This is a genomic window from Synechococcus sp. MU1643, from assembly GCF_020514095.1.
In the GTDB taxonomy this organism is placed as follows: domain Bacteria; phylum Cyanobacteriota; class Cyanobacteriia; order PCC-6307; family Cyanobiaceae; genus Parasynechococcus.
In genome coordinates, this window is record NZ_VTKY01000006.1 from 1 (window position 1) to 26,354 (window position 26,354).

Here is a 26,354-nt window from a genome sequence, read left to right on the forward strand (position 1 = left end):
GACCTGGCTGCTGCTGAGTCCACTCCTGTGGCTCTGCAGGCTCCCGCCATCGGTTGATCTGGAATCAACAAACGATTCAGATCAACTGAATCGGAAAGCCCCCTCCTCGGAGGGGGCTTTTTGTTGGGCATGCAATTTGTTGAGTCCGATCAACCGCGATCAGGTATCGCCAACACTGCCTGGAACGACTATTCCAATCACCGCCACACAGGTCCACCCAACCCCTCCGTATCGAGATCAGCATGCAAAGCTCCTCGATCAAGAAAGCCGGCACAGCGTGAGCAGCCCAAAGGCGAAGCGGAAACAACGCACCCCCATCCAACGCGTGGTCCGCTGGGGGCCATGGCACTACCGCTTCTGGCGTGAGGTCGCACGCTGGTGCTACGAGCAATCGCTGCACAACCCTGCTGTCGTTCCAGCGAACGTCGGCTTCCCAGCCCATCGGCAACTGTTGGAGTCGTACCAGCAGATCCGTAAGGAAACTCTGGAAGTAGCCCTCTCGGGACGCTTGCCCGCCGACCACGACATCATGCAGCAACAGCTCACGCTGTATGAATTCGACCGCAAGATCTGGGGGATGCTGCCCTTACGGGGCTATGGCTACAACTACCCCGCCAATCAGGCGCGGAGCCCGTCCCTGCGTAGCTTTCTCAAGCATCACCCTGACGTTGTTTCAGCTGCCGTTGTACGTAGAGGATTTTGGCGACGATCGCAGTTCCTGCGAACTGACGATTGATGGCCAGAGCTATCACCTGCAGGAAGGTGAAGGATTTCTCTGGGAGGACACCTTCATGCACTCCGCCATCAATCGCTCCAGCCAGCCAAGGGTGGTGTTGCTGTTCGACGTCTTTCGCAAAGACCAACCGTTTTGGCTGATGGGCATGAGCTCGATCTTTCTTTGGGTGGCCCAGATCTGGCAACACGTGCAGAACATGCGCGGGCGTGCAGGGCTTCAATGAATCAGACGCAAACACTGATCCAGCACCTCGGCTTGATGCCCCATCCGGAGGGGGGCTGGTACCGGGAGTTACATCGCAGCCCAGACCAAGTTCAACGACAGGACGGTGCCGAGCGATCTGCCCTGACGGCCATTCTGTTTTTGCTGCCCGGCGATGCCATCAGTTGCTGGCATCGGGTGATCGGTGGAGACGAAGTCTGGACACATATTGATGGGGCAATGCTGGAGCTCTTTCAGTGCCAGGCCGACGGCACAGGGCTGCAACGTGATGCTTTGCATGCATCCAACCCCGTCAAAGTGGTTCCCGCCAACGCCTGGCAGGCGGCAAGGAGTCTGGGTGACTACTCCCTGGTGAGCTGTTGTGTGGGGCCGGGGTTTGACTTCTGTGATTTCGAGATGGCGCGGCAGCAACCCACGACAGAACGCCCGAAATTGCCCCATCCGGAGTTGATCTGAACCAATGGCTTCGTAGCCTCACCACATCGATCAATGGCCATGGGCAGCAGCTTCGGCGACCTCTTCCGGATCAGCACCTTCGGTGAATCCCACGGGGGAGGGGTGGGTGTGATTGTTGAGGGCTGTCCACCACGGCTCAACCTCAGCGTCGAGTCGATTCAGGCCGAACTGGATCGACGCAAGCCAGGCCAAAGCCACATCACCACGCCGCGCAAGGAAGCGGACCAGGTGGAGATTCTCAGTGGCCTGCTGGATGGCGAAACCACACTTGGCACCCCGATCGCCATGGTCGTTCGGAACAAGGACCAACGACCAGGGGATTACAAGGACATGGCGGTCGCTTTCCGCCCATCCCATGCCGATGCCACTTACCAGGCGAAGTATGGGATCCAGGCACGCAGCGGTGGAGGACGTGCGTCAGCGCGGGAAACCATCGGCCGTGTCGCTGCTGGTGCGATTGCCAAGCAGCTGCTGAAACAAGCAGCAGGAACTGAAATCCTGGCCTGGGTGAGGCGGATCCACACAATCGAAGCCTCAGGCATCGACCCGCAGCAGGTTCAGCTGGGCGATGTGGAGGCCAACATCGTTCGGTGTCCGGAGCAAGCGATCGCTGAGCGGATGATTGAGCGCATCGAAGCCATTGGCCGCGAGGGTGATTCCTGCGGCGGGGTGATCGAGTGCGTGGTGCGCCATCCCTCGATTGGTCTGGGCATGCCGGTGTTCGACAAACTCGAAGCCGACCTCGCCAAAGCTGTGATGTCGCTGCCGGCCACCAAGGGATTTGAAATTGGTTCCGGTTTCGATGGAACGCTGTTAAGGGGCAGCGAACACAACGATGCCTTTATGCCGAGCGACGATGGCCGGCTGAAGACCGCCACCAACAACTCCGGTGGCATCCAGGGGGGGATCAGCAATGGTGAGCCGATTGTGATCCGGGTGGCCTTCAAGCCAACGGCCACGATCCGCAAAGAGCAGCAGACCATCGATTCCGATGGCAAGGCCACCACACTCGCAGGGAAAGGACGGCACGACCCATGCGTTCTGCCTCGGGCCGTGCCGATGGTTGAAGCGATGGTGGCACTCGTTCTGGCTGATCACCTGCTGAGGCAGCAGGGGCAATGCAGCCTTTGGTGAGCACCACCCTCAAGTCAGATCAAACGGAACCCACCGCTGTGCTGGCGTTTGAGCTCATCGCCGCTGCGGCCGCTTTCGTCTTTGCCGCGCTGCGGGTCCGGGTGCGTCGAGCGGGCTTTTTGCTGGCCTGAGCCTTTGCTGAGGCTGGTTTCTTGGCAGCCATCGTTTTCTTCACCGTCCGGCGAGCACGACCGGTCGCCCCACGGCTGCGATGACTCAACACCAAGGCCCACTCCTCGTCACTGAGGGTGGATGGTTTGCTGCCGTGGGCATAGGACAGCTTGGCCGCCTTCTCGATGTCCTTGATCAGATTGGTCCAGGACGTGGCAAAACGCTTGTCGGACTGCGATTTCGCACCGCTTTCCACCAGAGTCTCCACAACCCCTGCGGCCGAAACCTTCTTGCGCCGGCGATTGAAAATCTCTTTCTGAAGCTGAGCGATCAGGGCATCGGCCTTGTCGCTGAGCTTGATCGTGAGCTGCGACATGACGCAGTTAGATAGCTATCTCATCTGTAGCATCTTGGACGCACGTCGACCAGTCGTTGGCATCAACACTGGCTTGTCGATTGATGCAACCAGTCGAGAAGTGCCTGGAAGGCGGGCGGCGAACCCACCACCCTGCGGCCCAAAGCCACAGCGCCATGCCCAGCCTCCAGCCATACAGGGAGATCGCCCACCTCAAGACCACCAGCTGCAATCACAAAGGGCAGGGGGCCGAGGGGTGCCTGCAAGCGGCCCCAATACCCCGGCCCGAGGTTGACGGCAGGAAACAGCTTGACAACACGACAGCCGAACCGCATGGCTTGATGGACCTCCGTGGGGCTGAAGACACCAGGCACCAGCAAGACCCCAAGCCCTCGGGCCCGCTCAACAAGCTCCGGGCACCAACAAGGCGCCATCGCATAGCTGAGATCAAGCCGCGATAGATCGCTGAGCGCCTTGGCAACCGTCACAGAGGCCGCTCCCAGATTCAATTCAGGGCAATGGTCCTGCACCCGTTGCATAAACCCCATCCAGCCTGGCTGGTCAAGCCAGGCCACCTCGAGATGTCGCAGTCCTGCAGCATGAAGCTGCTGCACTTGCTCCAACAAGCCAGACCCCGAGCCTGAAGCCTCGAGGTCGTCTGGCTCAGGACGAATCACCAACAAAAGAGGCTGATGCTGCAGGGATGCCACGAAGAGCTCCTGCCGCACCAGCCAAGGGTTGGAAGACGAATCGAAATCAGACGTATTCGGCGACCCGGACGTCACGTTTGATCAGCAGCTCCTGAAGCTCTTCAGCATCAACAGTCTCTTGCTCAACGAGCATTTCAGCCAATTCATCCAGAACGGCTCGGTTGTCGACAAGAACCTTGGTGGCGCGCTTGTAGGCAACATCCACCAGCTCAGACACCTCTTTGTCGATCATCGCGGCGGTTTCCTCAGAAAAGTCACGCTCCGCAGCGATGTCGCGTCCAAGGAACATCCCACCTTGCGCACGCCCAAGGGCAACAGGACCCAGTTCGTCGCTCATTCCGAAGCGGGTGATCATCTGACGCGCCGTTGAAGCAACCTGCTGAAGGTCGTTGGAGGCACCTGTGGTGACCTCGTCTTCGCCATAAACAATCTCTTCAGCCACCCGGCCGCCAAGAGCAACGGCCATCTGGTTCTGAAGGTAGGCCCGTGAATACAGGCCCGATTCCATCCGCTCTTCACTGGGGGTGAAGAAGGTCAGACCGCCAGCGTTACCGCGGGGAATGATGGAGATCTTCTGAACAGGGTCGTAATCCGGCATCAGAGCTCCCACGAGGGCATGACCAGCCTCGTGAAAAGCAACCAAGCGGGCGCGACGCTCGCTCATCACTCGGTCCTTCTTCTCAGGACCCGCCATCACCCGTTCAATGGCATCACTGATCTCGTCGTTACTCACTTCGGTGAGTTCGCGACGGGCCGCAAGGATGGCGGCTTCGTTGAGAAGGTTGGCCAAATCAGCGCCGGTGTAACCCGGTGTCCGACGGGCAACCTTGTCGAGATCGACGTCTTTAGCGAGGGTCTTGCCGCGAGCGTGAACTCCGAGGATCTGTAGGCGTCCGGAATAGTCAGGGCGATCAACGGTGACCTGACGATCAAAACGACCGGGGCGCATTAGGGCTGCGTCCAGCACGTCCGGGCGGTTGGTGGCCGCCACGATGATGATTCCAGTGTTGCCCTCGAAACCATCCATCTCCGTCAGGAGCTGGTTCAGCGTTTGCTCGCGCTCGTCGTTGCCACCGCCAAGGCCTGCACCACGCTGACGACCAACGGCGTCAATCTCATCGATGAAGACGATGCAGGGAGCATTTTTCTTGGCTTGCTCGAACAGGTCGCGAACACGGCTGGCACCAACGCCAACAAACATCTCGACGAATTCTGAGCCAGAGATGGAGAAGAAGGGAACACCTGCTTCACCAGCCACGGCCTTAGCGAGCAGGGTCTTGCCGGTGCCGGGAGGCCCCACAAGCAGAACCCCTTTGGGGATCTTGGCGCCGACGGCCGTGAAGCGATCAGGGTTCTTTAGGAAGTCGACCACCTCGGTCAGCTCAAGCTTTGCTCCTTCAATGCCGGCCACATCGGTGAAAGTCACCTGAGTGGAAGGCTCCATCTGAACCCGTGCCTTGCTTTTGCCGAACTGCATCGCGGGATTACCACCGCCGCCGCCTTGGGCACGCCGGAACAGGAAGAACAGTCCGCCCAACAGAAGGATCGGGAAGATCAGACTTCCAGCGGCCTGCTGCCAGCCAGGGGTCTGACGGGAGGGCTGCACAGCGATATCGACGCTGTGTTCGGTCAGCAAACCAAGCAGCTCACGATCGGGAGCAAGGTTGACCTGGGCACGACGCCCGTCGTTTTCAACCACCTGAGCGGTGCCCTGATCAGGAGAAATCAGCACACGACTGATTTGGTCATCCTTCACCGCCTCAACGAACTCGCTGTAGCGGATGGTGTTCACCTGGGGCTGGCTACCACCGCCGCCACCAACGAACGCTGGTGCAAGCACGACGATCGCCAAAACCAAAAGGGCCCCGAGCCCGATATTTCGCCAACGCTTGTTCACAGGTCGCCTAGCAGATGAAGGAATGTTAAACCGGTTCTCTGCCTTCAGGAGGCGCGGAGCACCTCAACCACGCTCTTGAAGGCGAACCATTCGGGAATTTCCTCACCACCACGAAGCATCTTGCGGAACTGAGTGCCGCTGAGCTTCTTCACGTGCAGGCCGCGGGCTTCGGCATGCTCCGCCGTCACGTAGCCCTCTTCCTGGGTGTAGACAAGGTTCAAGGAAGGAACCGTTTCCATCGTGAGCTCGGGAGCGCACTCCTTAGCGAAGTTCTGCGCGTCGTAAGGGCCGTAGAAGTCGTCACCAGTCAGAGACGATTTGCAGCCGGCCATATCGCGTCCGATGATGAAGTGGGTGCATCCGTAGTTGCGGCGGATGATCATGTGCTGGAGCGCTTCACGCGGACCAGCCATGTGCATGGCGTAGGGCAGGTAGGCCCAGCGAATGCTGTCGTTGTTCACTTCAGCCGCCAGACGCTCATAGGTCTGGAAGCGAACAGCACCAGGAATGTCGTCCTGCTGGGTGGGACCACAGGTGGGATGAACGAGCACCACGGCGTTATCACTCACATTCTGTGCATGCAGGGCACGGGTGAACAGTTCGTAGTGAGCACGGTGAATGGGGTTGCGGCACTGGAACGCCACCACGTCCTCGCCTTCGGGCAGGCCTGCACGCACCTCAGCCGGGGTCTTGCAAGGGAACACCCGCTCGGGCAGAGCAAGACCCTTGAGACTTCCACCCAAGTAGAAGCACTTGCGCTCCATCGTGATCATCCGAACCGCAGGGTGCTCGATGGAGGTGGTGCCATAGCAGCCCTTGGCTTCAGCCACTTTGTTGGGTTCCCACTTGTCCTCCACCTCGAGGACCGCCAGATCCTGGCCCTTGTAAGTCAGCAGCAGCTTGTCACCCACCACCACGTCATCGCGGTCGGTGTCCATCACGATCGGCAGACCGAACAGCTGCCCCGCAGCCAGACGATGACCACTGACCACAGCGTCGTAGTCCTCCTGGTGCATGAAGCCACGCAGAGGAGAGAAGCCACCAACGCACAGCAGCTCCACATCACAGGCGTTGCGATCGGAACACTCGATCGTTTTGGTCGCGGTGGCTTTCACAGCGGCACGATCCGCATCGGCCACCATCAGATCGACCAGCGTTCCGCCATAGGGAGCAATCACACCGGATCGCTCGGCGGGAGCGGAAGCACTGGCGGTCATGACTTCGGGGAAAGATCGGGAGATTCTCCCAGATCGCCGAAAGATTGCAATGGACCACAAAAAAGGGGGCCTGAGCCCCCTTTCAACCTGTTGTGGTGAGCCTGATCAGGCCTCTTCAAGGCGGCCGTAGAGATCACCAGTGATCTTGATGTCGACCACTTCACGACCACCCATGTCGGAGTCGGAAGGTTGGATAGCGCTGAACACACCAGCGAATTCACCGGTTTCAGGATCCACCTTGGTGATGGAGAGACTCATGGTTCCCACGCCATCGATGTAGCGCTTGTTGTTGTCCTTCTCGAGTTGCTCGTCATCACCGCCAAGTGCCACAAGGCCTTGGGCGTACTGAACACCGGTGGTCAGAGCCCGACCCTTGGGATCGATGAAGTTGCTGGTGCGGTAGCTGGGGGTGCGATAAGTGCCTTCAAAGTCGGTGCTGGTGGTCAACGCCGAGCCATCAGCAGTTGCATTAAGAGACTTGCTGGAGAAGGTGAAGGGGAACTCCTCGCCACCGGGCACCAAAACGGTGATCGGCTGGAAGTCGATGCCGCCTTTCTCTTGGAATTGCAGTCCAGATTCCGTCACCTTCAGATCCCCAAAGACTGAATCGAGGCTGGAGGTGTAACGGGTCAGGATCTTGCCCTCAACAAACTCCGCCTGCTGACGAATGTTCTTGGGCTCTTCCTTCGCATAAACCTGCACAGGGTGCATGCAGATCTCACGCAGCTCGTAGCTGCCACCGGTTGTCAAAGGAATCGAGCCACGAGCTGAGTCCCCAATCGTGGGGCAATCGTTGGCTTTGCCGGTGTTGTGGATGTCGTCGTAGGTGACATTGGATCCACCACGCTGAACGGCTTCACTGTCGCCACTACAGGCCGTGGTGAAGAACGCGAGGCAGAGCGCCAGCACGACGGCCAGCAGAGGACGAATGCGCATGGAAGGAGCCAATCGGCTGAACGCTAATGGTGACGGAATGCCGTCAGATTCGGATCCTACAGGGCGAAAAATGACGTCAGGGCTAGCCTTTTGCAGCTCTCAACAACTTTTCGAAAGCGCTTGATACCCAACGATCCCGATTCGACCCAGGCGCGGATGGCTCCTGCACTGGCCGCCCTGGGCGAGATAGCAGAGGAGTTGAGGGGAAATCCAGAAGCACTCCTAACCCTGCTGCGTGAGCTTGAAGCCCTGCATCGGGACGTTCAAGACGGTCCGTTCCGCCAAAGCCTTCCTGAAAACCGCCAGAAATTGTTCACACTTCTGCAGGGGATGGAGAAAAACGGCGGTTGGCCGTACATCCCCAGGCTTCAGCTGCGCACCTTCATCGACCTGCTCGGTCAGGACTCCATCGACGCCGCGGCCTGATCCCGAGCCTTCACCAAAGCATCAAGCAACTGATGGGCCAGAGAGAGCTTGGCAGTCACAGGCAGCTCCCGTATCCAGCCGTCTCCCAGTAACCAGCCCCCATTGGGTTGATCCCCAAAACCCTGACCGTCACGGTCCACGGGATTCACCATCATTAGATCGCAGCCCTTCGCTAGCCGCTTGCTTTCAGCCCGCTCCAGCAAATCGGCGTCACTACCTGTGAGCGCTGAAAAGCCTAGAACCAACTGTCCAGGACGCCGTTGGCGGGTCAAGTTCGACAGCAGGTCAGGCACCTCGGCCCAACCGGAGGTCAGTGCCTGCTGAAGCTCCAGCTTGGCCAGTTTGCTTGGAGGAGCAGCATCCCGCCGCAGGTCAGCGACGGCAGCAGCCATCACGAGCACATCCGATCGGGGCTGAGCCAACTGCAGAGCTGTACCCAGTTCAGCAGCACTCTCCACCGCAGTGCACTGCAGGCCCTCAAGCCAGGCGTCGGGGAGATCCAATGGGCCATGCACCAAATGAACGGCGGCACCCCGGAAGCGTGCCGCTTGTGCCAGAAGCACCCCCATTCGACCGCTGCTTCGGTTGCTCAGGAAACGGGCCGGATCAATGGACTCTTGGGTCGGTCCAGCCGAAACAAGAACAGACATCCCCGACCAATCAAGGGTCACATCGAGAGTGCCCAAGCCGCGGCTGAACACGGACGCTGCCGCCAACTCAATCAACAGCGGGTCGGCCATGCGCCCATCGCCGACGCGATCGCAGGCCAACAGACCGGACGCCGGCAACAGGGGGACCACCCCAGGGAAGGATTGGATCTGCAGCCAGTTGTGTTGCACCGCAGGGTGGCGCCACATGGCCGTGTTCATCGCCGGAGCCGCAATGACCGGAGCTTCCGTTGCCAACAGAACGCTGGCGAGCAGCCCGTCCGCTGAACCATGGCTCCAGCGGGACAGGCTGCTGGCACTGAGGGGCGCGACGATGGTCAACTGCGCCCACTCCGCCAACTCGATGTGCAGCGGCCTCGACGCAACCGGGTTCCACTGGTCTGCTTCGAGGTAACAGCGATGACGACTAAGGCTGGCAAGCGCGACGGAACTCACCAAGGCAGCACCACTTGTGGTCACAAGACAGCGCACCTCAGCGCCGGCCTTGATCAGCGCACTGACGAGCAAAGGAGTCTTAACAGCAGCAATGCTGCCGCTGACGGCCACCAGCACACGCCGCCCTCGGAGTGGCGACGCCTGCTCAGTCTTCATCAAAAGGTTCTTGGTCCACCAAATGGTGGTACGGAAGGATCAGTTCGGGTCTGTGGATGGCCAGCGCCCGAAGCAGGTGCCAATCCGAAAGGCTGTCGAAGGGAGAGGGGTAGTCGTCCTCTTCCAGCCGGCGGGCGAGCTCAGCCGTCGACGCTTCGTCAAAAGCCTCAAGCCGTTCCTGCGTGAGCATCGAGCCGTCCTCAGACGCCATTGCTTGCAGTTTGACGCAGGCCGTGCCGGCTAGCGTTGGCTTCCCGGGGAATTAGCTCAGTTGGTAGAGCGCTGCGATCGCACCGCAGAGGTCAGGGGTTCGAATCCCCTATTCTCCATTGCGCTTTTGCGTGGTCGCCTGCCACTGATTGGCTTATTTGCCCTTGTGGTGTTCAGCACCGTGGCGCGACCATCAGCCCTGCTCACCTTCACGTTGCTCGCTGCAGCCGGTGCGATAAGTCGCGCACCATCACGCCGCACCTGACCCACCATGAGGTAAAAGAGGATTATTGAACTCCCCCGTAGCCGATGTCGCAATCGAAGCGCGAGCAGGTCGTGAGCCACCTGCGCTACATCCGCCAAGAGCTGCGTGAGATGCACCAGGGAGTGATGGAAGACGGCCTGCTTCCCGAGGCAGGCGAAGTTCGAGGTGTAATGGCACAAATGGAAGCGCTGCTCGAGCTCCTCGAAGGCAAAGCGTCCAGAAAAGCGAAAGCTGAGTCCAAATAACTTTCGGCGCAAGCCGTTGTCAAAGCCCGCAACTCTGGCTTTGCTGCGCCAATCCCCATCACCTGGCCCGGGCTTGCCCCGGGTTTTTTATTGAAATCTCCTATCCGTAGTGTCTGATGCCTGCAGATTGTCCAGGGGTGGTGTAAACAGGTGATGGCAGGGGTATGGCCGGGTGATGGGGATCACTGGTTTCGACCCTGCCTCTTCCCCTCTGAAACCTGTGCCGTGCGACGGCTTCAATCAACCCGGCTGCAAACCAACGTTGGTGCAGCACTTGAGAGGCTGGATCACTGGGCGCGCAATCCCTGGCGGCGATTGTCCTTACTGGCCCTTGCCGGGTTGATTGGCTTTTTGGTCGGCAGCGCCATCACCTCGGTTGCAGGCGTACTCGGGCAGATGGACCCCGTCGCTGCACTGCTGGTGGTGCTTGGCACTGAATTCACGATTCGGCGACGACGCAGTTCCGAACCATCCCTGAAATTGCCCCAACAACTGTTGGATCTCGGCCGCATCGGCTTTCTCTACGGCCTCTTTCTCGAAGGGTTCAAGCTGATCTGAAGCAGAACCGTCCAAAACAGACAGCCAAGAATGCCATTCATACCCTTCGGAAAGAATCTGGTGGGGTGCAGATGGCAAGCCAGCATCTGGCCTTTGATGCTGAGGATGCCAACTTCCCGATGGCCAGCGGCATATGTCCCTCCATCGCCGAACCCGATGCCGCCCTCAAGGCAGCGATGGATTACTACGCCCATCAACTCAGTGGCCTCCCTCAAACTCAGGAGCTGCTCGACACCAAGGAGGCCTCAGTCGCGGATTCAGAAGCTGCCATCAAATAGAGCAAAGCCATCCGAGTGGGAACACCATTCCTGACCTGCTCTTCCACCAGGCTGACGCGCGGGTCATCCAAGAGCGACCCACTCAATTCGACGCCGCGATTGACCGGGCCGGGATGCAGAACGGGAACCTCCTCACCGCAGAGCTGCATGCGCTCATGGCTTAATCCGAAATCGCGGTGGTAGCGCTCCAGGCTGGTCAGCAACTGCTGGCCCATCCGTTCCTTCTGAAGCCGCAGGGTCATCACGGCATCGGCGCCCGGCAGTGCATGCTCCAGGCGTCGCACCACGCTGACCTTGCCCCGTTGCGGGACCGGGTCCTTCAGCAGACCTGGGGGCGGCGCATCCACGAAGGCCGCAAAATCCTCCGGAACCAGGCTGGGAGGACCGCACAACACCACATCCGCTCCACAGGCCGTCAAAGCCCAGAGATTTGAACGGGCCACCCGAGAGTGAAGGATGTCTCCAACAATCACAATCCGGCGTCCTTGCAGGGCCTCCGGCATGGGGTGCTGAGGAGAGAAAAAGCGGGCAAGGGTGAGCAGATCCAGCAGTCCCTGACTGGGATGGCTATGAAGTCCATCGCCCCCATTGAGCACTACGGTGCGCTCACCCATCTGCTGCAGATCCAGCGCCAGCTGCTGTGGCACACCGGTGGAACGGTGCCGCACCACCAACACGTCGGCCCCCATGGCCACGTAAGTGCGCGCCGTGTCTAGAACGCTTTCCCCTTTGCTGAGTGAGCTGCTGGAGGGTGAAAAGCTCATCACGTCTGCCGACAGACGCTTTGCCGCCAACTCAAAACTGCTGCGGGTTCGGGTGCTGGGCTCAAAGAACAGCGTTGCCACCAAACGTCCCTGCAAGGCGGGAAGTTTCCGGGCACCTGTGATCGGAAGCGAGCGGAACCGCTGGGCCAGATCAAGCACCGCCGCAAAGTCTTCTCGCGAAAACGACGCGAGATCAAGAACGTGGCGATGCGGCCAGCCACTCATGACGACGGCTCCTGCGATGGCGTCCAGCACTGTGACTTGGGCGGCATGCGATCACCACAAGCTCGCCTGCTGACACTGCGACTGCTCCGCAGATACCAGCGCCATGGGGTTGCAGCGCCCTGGGTGATGCCGATCCGCGTGGTTGTCACAAGATCCTGGCTCGCAAACGTGTCTGACCTTGGGGCCATCCACACCTCATGTTCGCCCGTCACCGGACGGCTGTCATCAAAGCGATCAAGCCCGAAACGACGAGCCAGCAAGCCGGGCCCTGCCGCAATCCTCTCGGGTTCATCGGGCAAAGCCACGGCACGCAGCAACACACCATTGGCCCAATCGCCCCGATCGGTGACCACGTTCACGCAGTGGTGGATGCCATAACTCACATACACATAAAACCGCCCTGGCTCACCAAACAGGGTTTCGTTCTGGGGTGTCCTGCGCCGATAACCGTGGCAGGCGGGGTCGTCCTGGGAATAGGCCTCGGTTTCCACGATCACGCCCCAAAGCAGGCTGCCGTTGTCTTGGCGTTTCACCAACCTGCAACCCACCAGATCAGGACCCACGATCTGAGCCGGACGAGCAAAAAAATTGAGCGGAAGCGAAACGAACCGATGACAGGCTGCCGACTGGCGGCCACGCTTGTTCCAGCTTGAACTTTGCAGGCTGTGGACAGCAACCTCCAGGCACGGCGTGATGGGGTGTTTCTGGTGCTGGCGGGCCTCTTCCTCGGGACCCTGGGCATGCTCAACATCCTGGGCCTGACGCGCTTCCTTCAATTGGGCAGCATTGGCGGCTGGCCGATCGTGGTGGCTGTTGGCGCACTGCCCTACCCAATCACATTTCTCTGCACTGACTTGATCAGTGAGATCTGGGGAGAACAGAAAGCCAATCAAGTGGTGTGGGTCGGGCTGCTGCTCAACGGCTGGGTGCTGCTGATCCTTTGGCTTGGGGGCGTGCTGCCCGCAATGGACGGCAGTGACGACAGCACCTTTCGCACGATTCAACAGCTCAGCTTCGGTTCGATTGGCGCCTCGATGGTGGCCTATCTCACAGCGCAATTTGTGGATGTGCGGCTGTTTCATTTCTGGAAACGGCTCACGAAAGGGAAAGCGCTCTGGCTGCGCAACAACGGCTCCACCCTGGTGAGCCAGCTGGTGGACACCAGTGCAGTGGTGCTAATCAGCCATTACGGCGCCCATGTGCTTCCTTTACAGCCGGAACGGTCCGTGCTGCCGCAGCTGCTCAGCTTCATCGGCAGCGGCTACCTATTCAAAGTGCTGGCAGCGCTGACCGACACACTTCCCTTCATCTGGCTCACAAGATGGCTGAGGGAGTGGCTGGAGATTCCCGGAGAAGGACGCGAACTCACAACAGAACCCACATCACCGATGCATTAGCGGTGCATAGACGCCAAGCTATGTCCAGTTCAGGCCAGGTGATGGACGCAACCACCTCCAGCTTCAACCTCGGCACGGTGCTTCTCGCCAGCGTTGTGCTGTTCCCCTTGGCCTGCCTATTCTTCGGAACCCGCGGCGGCTACTACAACACCGATCAGTACGACGGCAACGGCACCGCCCACTGATCGGCTGAAGTTGAGCGATCATCAGGGCATTGGTTCAGCCTGAATGACCGCTGCAACGCCCGGCCCTGTCGACAGCACGGACGCCATTCGCCTCGCCCTGCGCAGTTGGCCTGAGGTGGAGAGCTACCTCCAAGGGTGCAAGGGAGTGATCATTCCCTTGGGATCCACCGAGCAGCATGGCCCCACTGGCGCCATCGGCACCGACGCCCTCACCGCCGAAGCGGTGGCCCTTGAGGTGGGACGTCGCACCGGCGTTTTGGTCACCCCAGCCCAGGCCTTCGGCATGGCGGAACACCACCTTGGTTTCGCGGGAACGATGAGCCTGCAGCCGGCAACTCTTTTGGCCGTTCTGCACGACCTGGTGTTGTCCCTGGGCCGGCATGGCTTCGAACGGGTGTTCGTGATCAATGGCCACGGCGGCAACATTGCGACGGCCAAAGCCGCCTTTGCCCAGGCCCACGGCACCGCCACCACCCGCAATCTCCCGGTTGCTCCGCAGCTGCGTTGTCGGCTGGCCAACTGGTTCATGGCCGGCCCCGTGATGCGCCAGGCGCGCGATCTGTATGGCGACAAAGAAGGTCATCACGCTACGCCTAGCGAAATCGCTGTGACTCTCGCAGTGGAGCCGAGCCTGCAGAGCAAGCAACGACCGCTGCCCGACCCCGCACCGGCAGGTCCCATTCATGGACCGGACGACTTCCGTCGTCGTCATCCCGATGGACGCATGGGGTCCCACCCCTCCTTGGCCACCGCCCAGCATGGTGACGCCTTGCTGGAGACAGCCGCCACCGCGTTGAGCGAGGATCTGCGCACGTTCCTCGGCGAGTCATGAGCCAGATTTCCAGCGACGACGTCCGCAAAGTGGCCCATCTCGCCCGTCTCGATCTGCCCGATGACAAGATCGCGACCTACACCGGTCAGCTCGAGTCCATCCTCGAATACGTGGGTCAGCTCCAGGAGGTGGACACCGAAGGCGTTCCGGAAACCACCCGAGCCGTTGAGGTGACCAACGTCACCCGGGCCGATGGAGTGCAACCGACCCCCGTTCGGGAGGACATCCTCAATCAGGCACCGCAAAGGGAGGGTGACTTCTTCCGGGTTCCGAAAATCCTGGCTGACTAAACGCGACTCAACGGGACACCCAACGCTTGGGCTCGGTTTTAATCGCGATGCGGTCAACAAAACCGAGCCAGTGGCGGCGCAGCCCCCGTCCTGGCACGAAACGGGCTGCTCGCCTCATCTTTCCGCTGCGGCGCTTGTGGCTGCGCACACCAACAAGGATGTCGTAGAGGAAGTTGTACCCATCCCGGCGGGTCTCAAAAATGCCCAACCGCTGGGGAGATCCCTTGGAATCAAGCAGAGGCTTGGTGGCCTCGTAGGCCGGTTTGTATTCGAACCAAGGAATGGATGGCCAGAGGTGATGAACTAGGTGGTAGTTCTGACCCATGATCAGCCAGTTCATCAACCTGCCGGGGTAGATCCGGGCATTCGTCCAGCGATTGCGGGAGGTGAACGGCCGATGCGGGAGGTAGTCGAAGAACAAACCCAGCGTCACGCCGACCATCAGGGCAGGTGCAAACCAGCAATTGAAAATGAACGGCAGGAAGTCAAAGCGTGCCGCCGCCAGAACGATCACCACAAAAATGCTGCGCTCCAGCCCCCACTGCATCAACTCCCAGCGGCGCCAGAGACGACGCTGAAAGAAAAACCACTCGTGATAAAAAAATCTCGGAGCGATCAGCCAGAGCGGCCCGAACGTGCTGACGATGTGATCCGGGTCGTTCTTCGGGTCATTCACATGGGCGTGATGCTCAAGATGCACCCGCGTGAAGACGGGAAAGCTAAACCCAAGCAACAGCGCAGAGCCATGGCCCATGGCCTGATTGATCCATCGATTGGGATGGGCCGCGTTGTGGCAGGCGTCATGAATCACCGTCCCTTCCAAGTGCAGCGCCAAAAAGCCTGTGCACAGCAGCACAGGCAGGGGCAAAGCCGCCACAAACCAGCCCCAGATGGTCAGAGCCGCCAGGGCATAACCCCCAAGAAAGAGCCCAACAGTGGGGTTCCAGACGGCCGGTGGATCAACGAATTCGCGCGGAACCGATCGGTAGCCCACTCCAACCGGACGAGGCTGCTGTTGTTGAGCAGTGCTCTGGTGCATCCGGAGGTCAGGCAACAAGTCTGTAAGGATCCCGAACCACGGTAGAGAAATGAATGCCCACCGGGGGACTTGAACCCCCACGACCAAAGCCACTGGTACCTAAAACCAGCGCGTCTACCAATTCCGCCAGGTGGGCAACACACCGACTTTATAGATCGCACCAGAATGGAAGCAGACCGCCACACCACGGATGCTTGCAACCCTCAGCGGCGATCTGTGCCTCCTGCTCGGCCTGGCACTCCTGCTGCTTCCCCTTCTAGCCGTTGAACTCAGCCGCCCCCGCGATGGCGTCTGGGGCGCGGTGGTGTTGCTGCTGGGCCTCGTTCTGGTCACCAGCACGGACCGGCTGCGGGGAGCGCCGATGCTTGCTGTTCTCTGCGCCGGTCTGTTGATTGCACGCTTGGGCTCCGAGGTCGGACAGGCCCGCTGGAACAGCCTCAGCGAAACCGAGCAGCAGCGGTTCACCTCACTCGATCATTGGCGCACAAGCCTTCAACAACTTTTGATCACCACAGGCCGGGTAGGCGAGGGCATTGGCGGCATCGCCAAACAACTCAAACCGGCTGGGAAATCAGGGGTTACGGGCAAAAAATGGGTGCGTCCCGAGTCCCCTGAAACCACTGACGCAAGCGACACCGCATCAGCCAAAGCAGATGAGGTCACATCTCCAGAGGGCGAAGACTGATAATCCCGAGGCCAGAGAAGGGACCCCGTGAGCAAGGAGACGCGCGACGCCGCCGCTGAGGAACGTCCCTCCTACAAACCCACGCTCAACCTGCTGCAGACGGGATTCGGCATGCGCGCCAATGCCGTCCAACGGGAACCTGAATTGCAGGCCTTCTGGAAGAACCATGGCATCGACGGCGAGCTGGGCCTGAACAACAGCGGACCAACCTTCACCCTCCATGACGGCCCGCCTTATGCCAACGGCGCTCTTCACATGGGGCACGCCCTCAACAAGGTGTTGAAGGACGTCATCAACAAATATCAGGTATTGAACGGGCGGCGGGTGCACTACGTGCCGGGCTGGGACTGCCACGGCCTGCCGATCGAGCTCAAGGTGCTGCAGTCGATGGATCAGGAGCAGCGCAAGGCGCTGACACCAATCAAGCTGCGTAAAAAAGCTGCCGCCTACGCCCGCAAACAGATGGATGGCCAGATGAAAGGCTTTCAGCGCTGGGGCATCTGGGCGGACTGGGAGCAGCCCTATCTGACCCTGCAAAAGGAGTACGAATCGGCTCAGATTCGGGTGTTTGGCCAGATGGTGCTCAAGGGGCACATCTACCGGGGTCTGAAACCGGTGCACTGGAGCCCGAGCTCACGCACAGCTTTGGCCGAAGCCGAACTGGAGTACCCCGACGGCCACACCAGTCCCAGCGTCTACGCCGCCTTCCCAGCCGTGAAGCTGCCGGCAGCACTGCAGGATGCACTCAAGGCAGAAGGCCTGGACCTACCCACCGAGACGGACGCCCTGGGGCAGGCCCTGCAGGTGGCGATCTGGACAACCACCCCCTGGACGTTGCCAGCCAACCTGGCGGTGTCGGTCAATGAACGGCTCGACTACTCCCTGGTCGACGACGGCGAAGGCCGACTGCTGCTTGTTGCTGCCGATCTGATCGAGACGCTGAGCGGCACCCTGGAGCTCCCGCTGAGCCGTCGCGCCACGGTGAAAGGCGCCCTGCTCGCCGGTCTGACGTACCGCCACCCGCTCCTGGACCGCACCAGTCCGATGGTGATCGGTGGCGATTACATCACCACCGAATCGGGCACAGGCCTTGTGCACACCGCGCCTGGTCACGGTGTCGACGACTTCCACACCGGCCAGAAGAACGGGCTGCCGGTGCTCTGCCCTGTGGACGAAGCCGGCAACCTCACCAACGAAGCCGGGCCGTTCGCGGGCCTGAATGTGCTCAAGGATGCCAACCCCAAGATCATCGAGGCGCTGGAGTCCGCCGGGGCCCTGCTCAAGCAAGAAACCTACGGCCACCGCTACCCCTACGACTGGCGCACCAAGAAACCCACCATCTTCCGGGCCACTGAACAGTGGTTCGCCTCCGTGGAAGGGTTCCGTCAACAGGCCCTTGATGCGATCGCCGCAGTGGAGTGGACCCCTGCCTCCGGTCGTAACAGGATCGAATCGATGGTCAAGGAGCGGGGCGACTGGTGCATCTCCCGTCAGCGCACCTGGGGGGTGCCGATCCCCGTCTTTTATCACCGCAGCAACGGCGAGGTGCTGCTGAACGCCGACACCCTCGATCACATCCAAGCGTTGATCACCGAGCACGGTGCCGACGTCTGGTGGGAGAAAGACGAAGCGGATCTACTGCCGCCCGCATACGCCGACCAGGCCGACCAGTGGCGCAAGGGCACCGACACCATGGATGTGTGGTTCGACTCCGGCTCAAGCTGGGCTGCCGTCGCCAGTCAGCGGGACAACCTGAGCTATCCCGCCGACCTGTACTTGGAAGGGTCTGACCAACACCGCGGCTGGTTCCAGAGTTCACTGCTCACCTCGGTCGCCGTGAATGGCCAAGCCCCCTATAAGCGGGTGCTCACCCATGGCTTCGCCTTGGATGAGAAGGGCCGAAAGATGAGCAAATCCCTCGGCAATGTGGTCGACCCGATGGTGATTATCGAGGGGGGCAAGAACCAGAAACAGGAACCGCCCTACGGCGCCGATGTGCTGCGGCTCTGGGTGAGCTCGGTGGATTACTCCGCCGATGTGCCGATCGGAGCCGGGATTCTGCGCCAGCTGGCTGATGTGTACCGCAAGGTGCGCAACACCAGCCGCTATCTGCTGGGCAACCTGCACGACTTCAATCCGGCAACCGACGCGATCCCCGTTGCGGAACTGCCATTGCTGGACCGCTGGATGCTGCAGCGCACTGCCGAGGTGATGGACGACATCACAGAAGCCTTCGAAAGCTTCGAGTTCTTCCGCTTCTTCCAGCTGCTGCAAAACTTCTGCGTCACAGATCTGTCGAACTTCTACCTCGACATAGCCAAGGACAGGCTCTACGTGAGCGCCCCCCAGGACCAGCGCCGGCGCAGCTGCCAGACCGTGATGGCCCTGATCATCCAACGCCTGGCCGGACTGATCGCTCCGGTGTTGTGCCACATGGCCGAAGACATCTGGCAGAACCTCCCCTACCCCGTGGAGGAGACCTCTGTCTTCCAACGCGGCTGGCCGACGGTTCCAGCCGAGTGGCGTGATGCTGCTCTCAGCGCTCCGGTTCAAGAGCTGCGGGAGCTCCGCGCCGCCGTCAACAAAGTGCTGGAAGACTGCCGCGGCCGTCAGGAACTTGGCGCATCGCTGGAGGCAGCCGTGCGAATTGACGCCCGCCGTCCGGAACTCCAGACCGCTCTCTCTTTCCTGAGTGAGAGGGGGAATGTCGAGGTGGACGGTCTGCGGGACTGGCTGCTGGTCTCACAACTGCAGATTGGCGGCGAGCCCTGGGCCGAAGTGCTGGCCAGCCAGGACGACGAACTCGCATCGATCGAGGTGAGCCGAGCGCGGGGAACTAAATGCGAGCGCTGCTGGCACTACGAGGGGGATGTGGGTCAGCACCCGGAGCATCCCCACATCTGCGGACGCTGTGTTGGCGTTCTGGAACGCCGGACTCACCAGTTGGCCTGAGCCAGGAGGTCGTTCGGTGGCATCGGTCCAGCCAGCACAACCTCCTGGGCGGGCAACAAGGGCCCCTGCAGCAGCTCAGCCTGATACAGAGTCGTTCCCTCCGGGAGAACAGAGGCATCGGGGTCAAACGCGGTTGGATGGGTGGTACTGCTGCTGAACCCGCGGAAGATCAGCAGTTCAAACGGCACATCACCCACCTGTCCCCGCAGACGAACAACCCGCTGAGGCTGAACACGCGTTCGCTCCTCCAGTGCCTGAACCACCGCCTGATCGTTCATCAGAAATCGCCGGCCACGCGTCCATAACGGGGCAGACGCACCAACAGCCACTGCAACAGGCCGGCCAGATAAGCCACCAGGACGACATAGCCCACAAAGGCGGCAACGGCTTCGGTCCACAGACCACCGAAGAGAAAATTGAACACCGTTGCCGCCAGACCATGAATGCCCTGAGGGGCCTCCAGCCAGGTGAGGCAGGCCGGGGACTCCAGCTGTTGCATGCAGCCCAAACCACTAACGCTCATGCCAAGGCTGAGGAGACCAAAACCACTAAACGCCCAACGCCAAACCTTCACCGCTAGGGGCAGCGGACGCCAAGATGGCTGGTCGGCCAGCTCTTCATTGATGTCGACCCAGAACCACAGGCTGATCACCATCAACACCGGTGCGACAAACGCCATGGCATAGCCCAGGGGGCGCTGGTCCATCAGCAGCAGGAGGCTGATCGCCATCAGGCTGGCCACCTTCCAGTAGATGCCGAGGAGCCGCAGCACCAACGGCTCGCGACGCCAGGCCGACCAGATCAATAGGACCAAAGGCACACCAACGGCAAAGGTGGCGGCCAAGCGATAGGTCAGCCACACCAGAGCGCGGTACGTGAGCTCGTTCACTGGGGACTGTCACAGTGCAGCCATTATCAACGTCCCGAGCTGACCTCCAGGGTTGATAGGGTCCGCATCATGGCATCGTTCTCACCGTTCAGCTGGTTCCGTTCCGGGGGCGCTGAGGCCAGGTGCCGTACAGGACTATCCACGAAAGCGTCCCTGGACGAAGCCGTTCGGGATGTGGTCGAGCAACTATCCCGATCTAGGGGCGAAGCCGATCTCGCCCTCGTCTTCACCTCAACGGGTTACGCCACCGACCTACCACGGCTGCTGCCGATGCTGCGCGCCCAGATCAACGCGCAGCATTGGATCGGATGCACCGGGGGAGGTGTGGTGGGCACCCGCGGCGACGGCACCGCCTCGGAACTTGAGCAGACGCCTGCATTGAGCGTGACGGTGCTCTCCCTGCCGGGAGCCTCGATCGCCACCCAACACCTGAGCACAGAGGAGCTGCCTGATCTGGATGGAGCCGCCCAGCAATGGCAAGATTGGGTTGGCATCACCCCCGAGACTGCCCGCAGCCAAATCCTGCTGATCGACCCCACCAGCAGTGGAATCAATGACCTCATTAGCGGGCTGGACTACGCCTATCCGGGTGCAGAAAAAATTGGGGGCATCGCAGCACCCCATAACAGTCCGCACGGATCGCTGCTGCTGGATGACCACGTCGTCACCGGCGCGGTGATCTGTTCCATCGGGGGAAGCTGGCGACTCGAAACGGTGGTGGCACAGGGCTGTCGCCCCATCGGCCCGGTCTTCTCGATCGAGCAGGTGCAGCGCAACGTGCTGCTGGAACTGAGTGATGGCAGCAGCAAGGCCAATCCCATCAATTGCCTGCAACGGGTTCTGGCCGACCTCAGCGAACGGGAGCGAAAGCTGGTGCGTCACTCGTTGTTCCTCGGCGTCGAACGCAGCAGTCTGCGGCTGAACGCCAACGGAGCAGCATCAGAAGCGAGTGCCTTCCTGATCCGCAACCTGATCGGAGTCGATCCCAACAATGGCGCTGTGGCCGTAGCTGAGCGGGTGCGTGCCGGCCAAAACGTGCAATTTCACCTGCGCGAAGCCGCCGCCTCCCAGGACGAAGCCTCTGCCCTGCTCAAAGCAGCGACGGCTGATTCAGGAGAGATGGTCCATTTCGGCCTGCTAATGGCCTGCCTGGGACGGGGCCAGGGGCTTTTCGGTCGTGCCGATGGTGACATCAGCCTGGCGCGCCAACTGATGCCTGACCTGCCTGTAGCGGGAGCGTTCTGCAACGGTGAGATCGGACCCGTCGGCGGGACGACGCATCTGCATGGCTACACCGCCTGCTGGGGCTTGCTGCGCCAGGACCCCAACAGCTCCTCTGACAGTGGCTCTGACAATCTCGGTTGAACCGCATCTCACTGCCTCGGAACCTTGCGTCAGCACGTCAATCCCCTCAGCAGCTTCTTCCAGTTGCCGCTGGAACTCCCTCCACCCAAGGAGCTGTTTCGCGTTCCTGATCATCCGATCCACTTGGATATCGGCTGTGCCCGTGGACGTTGCCTGCTGGGCCTGGCCGAGCGTGATCCCTACTGGAACCATCTCGGCGTAGAAATCCGCCGGCCCTTGGTGACCTCCGCCGATCGAGAGGCGCTCGGCTCGGAGTACGGCAATGTTCGGATCCTGTTCTGCAACGCCAATATCAGCCTGGAAGGCTGGATGAAGGCCCTAGAGCAAGACCGGCTGCAACGGGTCTCCATCCAGTTTCCCGATCCCTGGTTCAAACGAAGGCACCGCAAGCGCAGGGTCCTGCAACCCGCGTTGCTCTTGGCCATCGCAACGGCCCTCCAGCCCGGCCGCGAGCTGTTTCTGCAGAGCGATGTTCTCGACGTGATTGAGCCGATGGTGGCTCTCACCGAACTCAGCGCCTGTTTTGACCGCCCCGCAGAGGATCAACGGCCCTGGCGCGCCAGCAACCCGCTTTCAGTTCCCACGGAACGGGAGCGCTACGTGCTCGAGCAAAACCTCCCCGTCTACCGGGTGCTCTACCGCCGGAACCAGAATCCACTTCCTTCCGTGTCAGATCTGGAACAGCGCTTGCAGGAGATCGATAATCCGGCGGAAGCACTTACCACCTGAAGCCCCAAGATGGCCTCTGCGGATGCAACCCAGACGGCACGCGGTGGTCCACTATTGGCACGCTGGCAGGGGCTGATAGCTCCGGATCAGGCAGTGCTGAAACGCCTTGAAAGGCTGGCGGGACTGCTCCTACTGGTCTTGCTCACGGGGCTTCCCCTGTTCACACGCACAGGCCTGGCTCTGGTGATTGCAGCCTGCGGGGCCCTTTGGCTGCTTTGGTGCCTCTGCAGTCCACCACCACAGCGCATCGGAAGCGTCTCGCGCTGGCTGATGCTTTTTCTGGCCATCTCGATTGTGGCCACGGGATGTTCTCCAGTTCCAATCTCCGCCAGCAAAGGCCTCATCAAACTGCTCAGCTACCTGGGCGTTTATGCCTTGCTCTGCAAGCTGCTGCTGAGCAACGAACGATGGTGGGACCGGCTGGTCGCCGGACTGCTGAGTGGCGGCCTGCTCAGCAGTGTTCTGGCTTTGCGACAGCTCTATGCCTCCGGCGAGGAACTGGCCGGCTGGGCTGATCCGAATTCCATCAGCGCCGGCACCATTCGGATCTATGGCCCTCTGGGGAACCCCAACCTTCTGGCGGGTTACTTGCTGCCGCTGATTCCCATTGCAGCTATTGCACTGGTGCGCTGGAGAGGCGTGGGAGCCCAGCTGTTTGCCGGCACCACACTGGTGTTGGCTGGAACAGCCACGCTGTTCACCTACAGCCGTGGCGGCTGGCTGGGGATGGTTGCTGCCGGCGCCGTACTCCTGCTGTTGCTACTGCTGCGCTGGACACGCAGCTGGCCCCCGCTCTGGAGACGTCTGGTACCCCTCGCCGTGCTGCTGTTTGGAGCCGCTTGCCTGGTGGTGGCGGCCACCCAGATCGATCCCATCCGCACGCGCATCACCAGCCTGCTGGCGGGACGGGGGGATAGTTCCAACAATTTCCGCATCAACGTCTGGATAGCGGCCATTCAGATGGTGCAAGACCGTCCCTGGCTGGGCATCGGCCCAGGCAATGCGGCGTTCAACAGCATCTATCCCCTGTATCAGCAACCGAAGTTCAACGCCCTCAGTTCCTACTCCGTTCCCTTGGAAATCCTGGTGGAAACCGGCATTCCTGGGCTACTGGCCTGCCTGGGATTACTGGCCAGCAGCCTGAGGCAGGGCCTGTCGCAGCTCCATGCCGATGGTCCAAGCGCCTTACCAGCCATCGCCAGCCTTGCTGCCATCGCTGGCCTGCTGATGCAGGGCAGCACCGACACGATCTTCTTCCGCCCCGAAGTTCAACTGATCGGCTGGTTTGCCCTGGCCAGCCTGGTGAGTCGACCCAGGCAATCATGAGGCTGCTCGCTGGATTCGATGCTGGACAGACGCACACCCGCTGCCGCCTCAGCGTGGTCCAAAAGGGCTTGCACCAGACTGTTGGCGAAGGTGAGGGACCCGGCGTCAGTCACCTGGATGCCCCCCAGGGTGAACGAAGTTTCATCGAGGCGATCCGCACCAGTGCACAGCACGCCCTCAAAGATCACCCCGCTGGCGTGCTCCAGGCAGTCGTTGTCGGAGCCAGCGGCATCGAACACGGGACAGCGTTGCAAGAGCGTGCTGAACGTTTGGTGGGTCAAGCCCTGGCCATCGGTGATGACACAAAGTTGACCAAGGTGATGGTCACCGGAGACGAACGCACGGCCTTGCGAGGTGCGATCCCTGAAGGTGCAGGAATCCTGGCAATCAGCGGTACAGGAATGATCGTGCTGGGCCGAGACGAGAACGGCCATGAACACCGCTGTGGCGGCTGGGGATGGCTGCTCGATGGAGCCGGCTCGGCCTTTGACCTCGGCCACCAGGGATTGCAAATGACCCTGCGCATGGCCGATGGGCGCATGGCCGACCATCCTCTGCGCCTGCAGATCTGGCATCAGATGGGATGCGACAGCTACGCAGCGGTGAAAGCCCGGGTGGTGCAGCACAACTTCGGCACGGCAAACTTCGCAGCCTTGGCTCCGCTGGTGGTGGAGGCAGCAGCCCAGGGCTGCTCGGGCGCAGAGGAAATCGTTCAGCGATCAGCAGCAGCCCTCTCCAACTGCATCAGCACCGTGGCCCAGCAGCTATCAATGCTTTCCCCCGTAGTGGTCTGCCATGGGGGAACTGTTACCCATCTCCCGGGGTTCCGAACAGCCGTGCAACAGGCCATCCGTCAGTCGATACCTGAGGCCCGATGGGGCAAGGCCAAGGGAGATGCCTGTGATGGAGCGCTCCTGATGGCCGAGGCCTTAACCGTCAGGCCACGTTGAGATGTTCCTTGGCAACGGCAGCTAAGTGCCCCGTCCAATGCTCCACAGCTGCCGACTGCTCTGCTTCCACCATCACCCGCAGCACGGGCTCCGTACCACTGGCTCGCACCAAAATGCGACCGGTCTCGCCCATCAACTGCTCTGCTGAAGCAATGGCGTCGGTGAGAGCAGTGCACGCGGTCCAGTTCTTGCGACGCGAACGGTCCATCACCCGAACATTGACCAATTTCTGCGGGTAAGCCTGAAAACTGCGGTCCAACCAATCGCTGAGGCTGATGCCTTGGGCATGGCACAAGGTGGCCAACTGGAGGGCGGTCAGAACACCATCGCCGCATAGCCCATGGGAGGCCGCAAGGATGTGGCCGGATTGTTCTCCACCGAGGGCCGCGCCACTGGCCACCATCGCGGCATGAACATGCTGATCTCCCACCGGGGTGCGATCAAGGATGCCGTCCCTCTGCTGCCAAGCCCGCTCAAAGCCGAGATTCGACATCACGGTGGCCACGAGACGCTGCTCGGGGAGGGCCTGCTGCTCCTGCAGCACGGATCCCCACAGGAAAAGCACATGGTCCCCATCGATGATGCGACCGCGGCCATCCACCGCCAGCATCCGGTCAGCATCACCGTCAAAGGCAAAGCCCATCGCCGCGCCGCGCTCGATCACAGCCCGCTGCAGCGGTTCCAGATGGGTTGACCCGCAAGCCACGTTGATGCGGGAGCCATCGGGTTCCCCATGGAGCACGATGAGATCAGCCCCCAAGGCACGGAAGGCATCCGCACCACAGGCTGTCGCTGATCCCCAGCAGAGGTCCAAAACGATGGGGACGCCATCCAGTCGCCGTTCAGCCACCGACTGCTGCAACACCTCCCTGTAGCCATCAAGAAGATCGGCGCTGGAGCGCGCCACACCGCAGCGGAAGGCTCCTTGCTCAACCATGGACGTCTGCCCCTTCAGACCGGCTTCCACTTGGGCCTGACGTGGGGCGCTGAGTTTGGCTCCGTCGGCCCCAAAGACTTTGATGCCGTTGTCGGCAGGAGGGTTGTGGCTCGCAGACACCATCAGGCCACCAGCAGCCCCCAGCTGACGGATCAACAACGGAACCGCGGGTGTCGGACAAAGACCAAGGGTCCACACATCGCGACCGGCCGCCGTCAAACCGGCCGTCAGGGCAGACACCGCCATGCTGCCACTGGTCCGGGAGTCCATCCCGATCAGAACAGGGCCATCCGCCTGCAGAACCCGGCCAACCCAATAGCCCACCTGAAGACACAAGGCAGGGGTGAGAACGGTGCCGGCGAGCCCACGGATCCCATCGGTTCCAAAACCTGGCGCAGCGTCACCGAGAGCGGGGCCGATCGGAGAACACGCCTTTTGAATCATGGGTCTCAATCGTGGACAGCACCATAGGAAGCACCTCTGACGCTGATTCCCAGGGACGTGACAGGTGCAACTCTGCCCTCCACGGCCCTCAGCTGATCAAAGGCTCGCCAACTGTCTTTAGAGCATCAGAATGCGACCAGCTCCAGGTTGGGTGTGCAGGCAGGGCCGCGAATCGGAACGCTGCTTCTGCTGTCGGTTGCTGGCCTGAGTGGCTTGGCTGCATGGGGCGGGCAGCAACTGCTGAAGGGGCAGCAGCAGCGCCTCACACCTGAGCTCTCACAGACAAAGCTGTGGCAGCACTACCGCTGGGCCATCGATCCTCAGACCCGT

Annotated in this window: 32 protein-coding genes and 2 tRNA genes; 20 read left to right on the forward strand and 14 right to left on the reverse strand. The window is 61.0% G+C overall.

The features are described 5' to 3' along the window. Positions 1–277: 277 nt before the first annotated feature. Genes FZX09_RS09410 through aroC form a run of 4 tightly spaced genes read left to right on the forward strand, consistent with a single transcriptional unit; the run spans position 278 to position 2,548 of the window. Positions 278–736 carry a hypothetical protein gene (locus FZX09_RS09410; RefSeq protein ID WP_226402234.1) on the forward strand — a complete coding sequence of 153 codons (459 nt, stop codon included), beginning with the start codon at positions 278–280 and terminating at the stop codon, positions 734–736. Continuing rightward, complete coding sequence (locus FZX09_RS09415; protein ID WP_226402236.1) at positions 684–959, forward strand: aspartyl/asparaginyl beta-hydroxylase domain-containing protein; 276 nt, start codon at positions 684–686, stop codon at positions 957–959. Before FZX09_RS09410 ends, FZX09_RS09415 begins: the two co-directional genes overlap by 53 nt. Then, the gene (locus tag FZX09_RS09420) at positions 956–1,414 is read left to right on the forward strand and encodes a cupin domain-containing protein (protein ID WP_226402238.1); all 459 of its coding nucleotides are present in this window, start codon (positions 956–958) and stop codon (positions 1,412–1,414) included. Before FZX09_RS09415 ends, FZX09_RS09420 begins: the two co-directional genes overlap by 4 nt. 39 nt (positions 1,415–1,453) lie before the next feature. Continuing rightward, entirely contained in the window at positions 1,454–2,548 is a 1,095-nt protein-coding gene (aroC, locus tag FZX09_RS09425) for a chorismate synthase (protein WP_226402240.1), read from the forward strand. 19 nt (positions 2,549–2,567) lie between these two features. On the opposite strand, the gene FZX09_RS09430 is transcribed toward aroC, so the two are convergent. From FZX09_RS09430 to FZX09_RS09450, 5 genes are all read right to left on the reverse strand, one after another. Continuing rightward, on the reverse strand, positions 2,568–3,035 hold the full coding sequence (locus FZX09_RS09430; RefSeq protein ID WP_226402242.1) for a hypothetical protein: 468 nt from the start codon (positions 3,033–3,035) through the stop codon (positions 2,568–2,570). 62 nt (positions 3,036–3,097) lie between these two features. Next, positions 3,098–3,799 carry a bifunctional 4-hydroxy-2-oxoglutarate aldolase/2-dehydro-3-deoxy-phosphogluconate aldolase gene (locus FZX09_RS09435; RefSeq protein WP_226402244.1) on the reverse strand — a complete coding sequence of 234 codons (702 nt, stop codon included), beginning with the start codon at positions 3,797–3,799 and terminating at the stop codon, positions 3,098–3,100. Continuing rightward, positions 3,771–5,621 carry an ATP-dependent zinc metalloprotease FtsH gene (gene ftsH, locus FZX09_RS09440; RefSeq protein ID WP_226402246.1) on the reverse strand — a complete coding sequence of 617 codons (1,851 nt, stop codon included), beginning with the start codon at positions 5,619–5,621 and terminating at the stop codon, positions 3,771–3,773. Before ftsH ends, FZX09_RS09435 begins: the two co-directional genes overlap by 29 nt. A 44-nt stretch (positions 5,622–5,665) precedes the next feature. Continuing rightward, positions 5,666–6,838, reverse strand: a complete 1,173-nt coding sequence (gene sat, locus FZX09_RS09445) for a sulfate adenylyltransferase (protein ID WP_226402248.1) — start codon at positions 6,836–6,838, stop codon at positions 5,666–5,668. A gap of 105 nt (positions 6,839–6,943) precedes the next feature. Beyond that, positions 6,944–7,774, reverse strand: a complete 831-nt coding sequence (locus FZX09_RS09450; RefSeq protein ID WP_226402250.1) for a photosystem II manganese-stabilizing polypeptide — start codon at positions 7,772–7,774, stop codon at positions 6,944–6,946. Between the two features lie 156 nt (positions 7,775–7,930). Here FZX09_RS09450 and FZX09_RS09455 point away from each other — a divergent pair, with 156 nt between their 5' ends. Next, the gene (locus FZX09_RS09455) at positions 7,931–8,200 is read left to right on the forward strand and encodes a hypothetical protein (RefSeq protein ID WP_226402252.1); all 270 of its coding nucleotides are present in this window, start codon (positions 7,931–7,933) and stop codon (positions 8,198–8,200) included. Here the strand turns inward: FZX09_RS09455 and coaBC are convergent. Both coaBC and FZX09_RS09465 read right to left on the reverse strand, forming a co-directional pair. Beyond that, entirely contained in the window at positions 8,173–9,459 is a 1,287-nt protein-coding gene (gene coaBC / locus FZX09_RS09460) for a bifunctional phosphopantothenoylcysteine decarboxylase/phosphopantothenate--cysteine ligase CoaBC (RefSeq protein WP_226402254.1), read from the reverse strand. The two genes, FZX09_RS09455 and coaBC, sit on opposite strands and share 28 nt — an antisense overlap. Then, complete coding sequence (locus tag FZX09_RS09465; RefSeq protein WP_038551345.1) at positions 9,449–9,670, reverse strand: DUF2555 domain-containing protein; 222 nt, start codon at positions 9,668–9,670, stop codon at positions 9,449–9,451. The genes coaBC and FZX09_RS09465 overlap by 11 nt, the downstream gene beginning before the upstream one ends. A 45-nt stretch (positions 9,671–9,715) precedes the next feature. On the opposite strand from FZX09_RS09465, the gene FZX09_RS09470 reads away from it, so the two are divergent. The 5 genes from FZX09_RS09470 to FZX09_RS09490 all read left to right on the forward strand — a co-directional run bounded on the left by FZX09_RS09470 (position 9,716) and on the right by FZX09_RS09490 (position 11,015). Further along, positions 9,716–9,788: transfer RNA gene (locus tag FZX09_RS09470), tRNA-Ala, on the forward strand. 8 nt (positions 9,789–9,796) lie between these two features. Then, positions 9,797–9,934: a hypothetical protein gene (locus FZX09_RS09475; protein WP_226402256.1), complete on the forward strand. Its 138-nt coding sequence runs from the start codon at positions 9,797–9,799 to the stop codon at positions 9,932–9,934. 44 nt (positions 9,935–9,978) lie between these two features. Beyond that, complete coding sequence (locus tag FZX09_RS09480; protein ID WP_011363323.1) at positions 9,979–10,179, forward strand: hypothetical protein; 201 nt, start codon at positions 9,979–9,981, stop codon at positions 10,177–10,179. 153 nt (positions 10,180–10,332) lie between these two features. After that, on the forward strand, positions 10,333–10,737 hold the full coding sequence (locus tag FZX09_RS09485; protein ID WP_255599814.1) for a DUF565 domain-containing protein: 405 nt from the start codon (positions 10,333–10,335) through the stop codon (positions 10,735–10,737). Between the two features lie 71 nt (positions 10,738–10,808). Next, positions 10,809–11,015 carry a hypothetical protein gene (locus tag FZX09_RS09490; RefSeq protein WP_370624229.1) on the forward strand — a complete coding sequence of 69 codons (207 nt, stop codon included), beginning with the start codon at positions 10,809–10,811 and terminating at the stop codon, positions 11,013–11,015. On the opposite strand, the gene FZX09_RS09495 is transcribed toward FZX09_RS09490, so the two are convergent. Beyond that, positions 10,955–12,004, reverse strand: coding sequence for an aspartate carbamoyltransferase catalytic subunit (locus FZX09_RS09495; protein WP_226402258.1), 1,050 nt, complete (start codon positions 12,002–12,004; stop codon positions 10,955–10,957). The genes FZX09_RS09490 and FZX09_RS09495 overlap by 61 nt on opposite strands. After that, positions 12,001–12,666, reverse strand: a complete 666-nt coding sequence (locus FZX09_RS09500) for a DNA-3-methyladenine glycosylase (protein ID WP_226402443.1) — start codon at positions 12,664–12,666, stop codon at positions 12,001–12,003. The genes FZX09_RS09495 and FZX09_RS09500 overlap by 4 nt, the downstream gene beginning before the upstream one ends. Positions 12,667–12,669: 3 nt before the next feature. Between FZX09_RS09500 and FZX09_RS09505 the strand changes: the two genes are divergently transcribed. From FZX09_RS09505 to gatC, 4 genes are read left to right on the forward strand one after another with little or no spacing between them, the layout of a single operon-like run. Beyond that, positions 12,670–13,401: a queuosine precursor transporter gene (locus FZX09_RS09505; RefSeq protein ID WP_226402260.1), complete on the forward strand. Its 732-nt coding sequence runs from the start codon at positions 12,670–12,672 to the stop codon at positions 13,399–13,401. A gap of 41 nt (positions 13,402–13,442) precedes the next feature. Continuing rightward, positions 13,443–13,586, forward strand: a complete 144-nt coding sequence (locus FZX09_RS09510; RefSeq protein WP_226402262.1) for a hypothetical protein — start codon at positions 13,443–13,445, stop codon at positions 13,584–13,586. A gap of 43 nt (positions 13,587–13,629) precedes the next feature. Then, positions 13,630–14,418 carry a creatininase family protein gene (locus FZX09_RS09515; RefSeq protein ID WP_011363316.1) on the forward strand — a complete coding sequence of 263 codons (789 nt, stop codon included), beginning with the start codon at positions 13,630–13,632 and terminating at the stop codon, positions 14,416–14,418. After that, positions 14,415–14,708: an Asp-tRNA(Asn)/Glu-tRNA(Gln) amidotransferase subunit GatC gene (gene gatC / locus FZX09_RS09520; RefSeq protein WP_226402264.1), complete on the forward strand. Its 294-nt coding sequence runs from the start codon at positions 14,415–14,417 to the stop codon at positions 14,706–14,708. The genes FZX09_RS09515 and gatC overlap by 4 nt, the downstream gene beginning before the upstream one ends. A 7-nt stretch (positions 14,709–14,715) precedes the next feature. Here the strand turns inward: gatC and crtR are convergent, their stop codons facing one another. Together crtR and FZX09_RS09530 are read right to left on the reverse strand one after the other, a co-directional pair. After that, positions 14,716–15,747 (reverse strand): beta-carotene hydroxylase, encoded by a 1,032-nt coding sequence (crtR, locus tag FZX09_RS09525; RefSeq protein ID WP_226402445.1) that lies wholly within the window; start codon positions 15,745–15,747, stop codon positions 14,716–14,718. 54 nt (positions 15,748–15,801) lie between these two features. Continuing rightward, positions 15,802–15,883: transfer RNA gene (locus tag FZX09_RS09530), tRNA-Leu, on the reverse strand. 54 nt (positions 15,884–15,937) lie between these two features. On the opposite strand from FZX09_RS09530, the gene FZX09_RS09535 reads away from it, so the two are divergent. Together FZX09_RS09535 and ileS are read left to right on the forward strand one after the other, a co-directional pair. Further along, complete coding sequence (locus FZX09_RS09535; RefSeq protein ID WP_226402266.1) at positions 15,938–16,432, forward strand: Ycf66 family protein; 495 nt, start codon at positions 15,938–15,940, stop codon at positions 16,430–16,432. 27 nt (positions 16,433–16,459) lie between these two features. Continuing rightward, positions 16,460–19,384, forward strand: coding sequence for an isoleucine--tRNA ligase (gene ileS / locus FZX09_RS09540; protein ID WP_226402268.1), 2,925 nt, complete (start codon positions 16,460–16,462; stop codon positions 19,382–19,384). Here the strand turns inward: ileS and FZX09_RS09545 are convergent. Together FZX09_RS09545 and FZX09_RS09550 are read right to left on the reverse strand one after the other, a co-directional pair. Then, on the reverse strand, positions 19,369–19,662 hold the full coding sequence (locus FZX09_RS09545; protein WP_226402270.1) for a hypothetical protein: 294 nt from the start codon (positions 19,660–19,662) through the stop codon (positions 19,369–19,371). The two genes, ileS and FZX09_RS09545, sit on opposite strands and share 16 nt — an antisense overlap. Next, complete coding sequence (locus FZX09_RS09550; RefSeq protein WP_226402272.1) at positions 19,662–20,273, reverse strand: DUF3177 family protein; 612 nt, start codon at positions 20,271–20,273, stop codon at positions 19,662–19,664. Before FZX09_RS09550 ends, FZX09_RS09545 begins: the two co-directional genes overlap by 1 nt. Positions 20,274–20,342: 69 nt before the next feature. On the opposite strand from FZX09_RS09550, the gene FZX09_RS09555 reads away from it, so the two are divergent. The 4 genes from FZX09_RS09555 to FZX09_RS09570 are packed head-to-tail and all read left to right on the forward strand — an operon-like array spanning position 20,343 to position 24,643. After that, on the forward strand, positions 20,343–21,638 hold the full coding sequence (locus tag FZX09_RS09555; RefSeq protein ID WP_226402274.1) for an FIST N-terminal domain-containing protein: 1,296 nt from the start codon (positions 20,343–20,345) through the stop codon (positions 21,636–21,638). A 24-nt stretch (positions 21,639–21,662) separates the two neighbouring features. After that, a complete protein-coding gene (gene trmB / locus FZX09_RS09560; RefSeq protein WP_226402275.1) occupies positions 21,663–22,367 on the forward strand; it encodes a tRNA (guanosine(46)-N7)-methyltransferase TrmB in 705 nt (234 codons plus the stop codon). A 9-nt stretch (positions 22,368–22,376) separates the two neighbouring features. Next, positions 22,377–23,693: an IctB family putative bicarbonate transporter gene (locus FZX09_RS09565; RefSeq protein WP_226402277.1), complete on the forward strand. Its 1,317-nt coding sequence runs from the start codon at positions 22,377–22,379 to the stop codon at positions 23,691–23,693. Next, positions 23,690–24,643 carry a BadF/BadG/BcrA/BcrD ATPase family protein gene (locus FZX09_RS09570; RefSeq protein ID WP_226402279.1) on the forward strand — a complete coding sequence of 318 codons (954 nt, stop codon included), beginning with the start codon at positions 23,690–23,692 and terminating at the stop codon, positions 24,641–24,643. The genes FZX09_RS09565 and FZX09_RS09570 overlap by 4 nt, the downstream gene beginning before the upstream one ends. Here FZX09_RS09570 and glmM read toward each other — a convergent pair. After that, positions 24,630–26,024 carry a phosphoglucosamine mutase gene (gene glmM, locus FZX09_RS09575; RefSeq protein WP_226402281.1) on the reverse strand — a complete coding sequence of 465 codons (1,395 nt, stop codon included), beginning with the start codon at positions 26,022–26,024 and terminating at the stop codon, positions 24,630–24,632. The two genes, FZX09_RS09570 and glmM, sit on opposite strands and share 14 nt — an antisense overlap. Between the last annotated feature and the right edge of the window lie 330 nt (positions 26,025–26,354).

What these genes read in the sequence shown, in the direction of transcription:
- FZX09_RS09420 (WP_226402238.1), top strand. Translation starts at nt 956, where the DNA reads ATGAATCAGACGCAAACACTGATCCAGCACCTCGGCTTGATGCCCCAT.
- aroC (WP_226402240.1), top strand. Translation starts at nt 1,454, where the DNA reads ATGGGCAGCAGCTTCGGCGACCTCTTCCGGATCAGCACCTTCGGTGAA.
- FZX09_RS09430 (WP_226402242.1), bottom strand. Translation starts at nt 3,035, where the DNA reads ATGTCGCAGCTCACGATCAAGCTCAGCGACAAGGCCGATGCCCTGATC.
- sat (WP_226402248.1), bottom strand. Translation starts at nt 6,838, where the DNA reads ATGACCGCCAGTGCTTCCGCTCCCGCCGAGCGATCCGGTGTGATTGCT.
- FZX09_RS09450 (WP_226402250.1), bottom strand. Translation starts at nt 7,774, where the DNA reads ATGCGCATTCGTCCTCTGCTGGCCGTCGTGCTGGCGCTCTGCCTCGCG.
- FZX09_RS09455 (WP_226402252.1), top strand. Translation starts at nt 7,931, where the DNA reads ATGGCTCCTGCACTGGCCGCCCTGGGCGAGATAGCAGAGGAGTTGAGG.
- coaBC (WP_226402254.1), bottom strand. Translation starts at nt 9,459, where the DNA reads ATGAAGACTGAGCAGGCGTCGCCACTCCGAGGGCGGCGTGTGCTGGTG.
- FZX09_RS09465 (WP_038551345.1), bottom strand. Translation starts at nt 9,670, where the DNA reads ATGGCGTCTGAGGACGGCTCGATGCTCACGCAGGAACGGCTTGAGGCT.
- FZX09_RS09480 (WP_011363323.1), top strand. Translation starts at nt 9,979, where the DNA reads ATGTCGCAATCGAAGCGCGAGCAGGTCGTGAGCCACCTGCGCTACATC.
- FZX09_RS09485 (WP_255599814.1), top strand. Translation starts at nt 10,333, where the DNA reads ATGGCAGGGGTATGGCCGGGTGATGGGGATCACTGGTTTCGACCCTGC.
- FZX09_RS09490 (WP_370624229.1), top strand. Translation starts at nt 10,809, where the DNA reads ATGGCAAGCCAGCATCTGGCCTTTGATGCTGAGGATGCCAACTTCCCG.
- FZX09_RS09495 (WP_226402258.1), bottom strand. Translation starts at nt 12,004, where the DNA reads ATGAGTGGCTGGCCGCATCGCCACGTTCTTGATCTCGCGTCGTTTTCG.
- FZX09_RS09510 (WP_226402262.1), top strand. Translation starts at nt 13,443, where the DNA reads ATGGACGCAACCACCTCCAGCTTCAACCTCGGCACGGTGCTTCTCGCC.
- FZX09_RS09515 (WP_011363316.1), top strand. Translation starts at nt 13,630, where the DNA reads ATGACCGCTGCAACGCCCGGCCCTGTCGACAGCACGGACGCCATTCGC.
- gatC (WP_226402264.1), top strand. Translation starts at nt 14,415, where the DNA reads ATGAGCCAGATTTCCAGCGACGACGTCCGCAAAGTGGCCCATCTCGCC.
- crtR (WP_226402445.1), bottom strand. Translation starts at nt 15,747, where the DNA reads ATGCACCAGAGCACTGCTCAACAACAGCAGCCTCGTCCGGTTGGAGTG.
- FZX09_RS09535 (WP_226402266.1), top strand. Translation starts at nt 15,938, where the DNA reads ATGCTTGCAACCCTCAGCGGCGATCTGTGCCTCCTGCTCGGCCTGGCA.
- FZX09_RS09545 (WP_226402270.1), bottom strand. Translation starts at nt 19,662, where the DNA reads ATGAACGATCAGGCGGTGGTTCAGGCACTGGAGGAGCGAACGCGTGTT.
- FZX09_RS09555 (WP_226402274.1), top strand. Translation starts at nt 20,343, where the DNA reads ATGGCATCGTTCTCACCGTTCAGCTGGTTCCGTTCCGGGGGCGCTGAG.
- FZX09_RS09565 (WP_226402277.1), top strand. Translation starts at nt 22,377, where the DNA reads ATGGCCTCTGCGGATGCAACCCAGACGGCACGCGGTGGTCCACTATTG.
- FZX09_RS09570 (WP_226402279.1), top strand. Translation starts at nt 23,690, where the DNA reads ATGAGGCTGCTCGCTGGATTCGATGCTGGACAGACGCACACCCGCTGC.
- glmM (WP_226402281.1), bottom strand. Translation starts at nt 26,024, where the DNA reads ATGATTCAAAAGGCGTGTTCTCCGATCGGCCCCGCTCTCGGTGACGCT.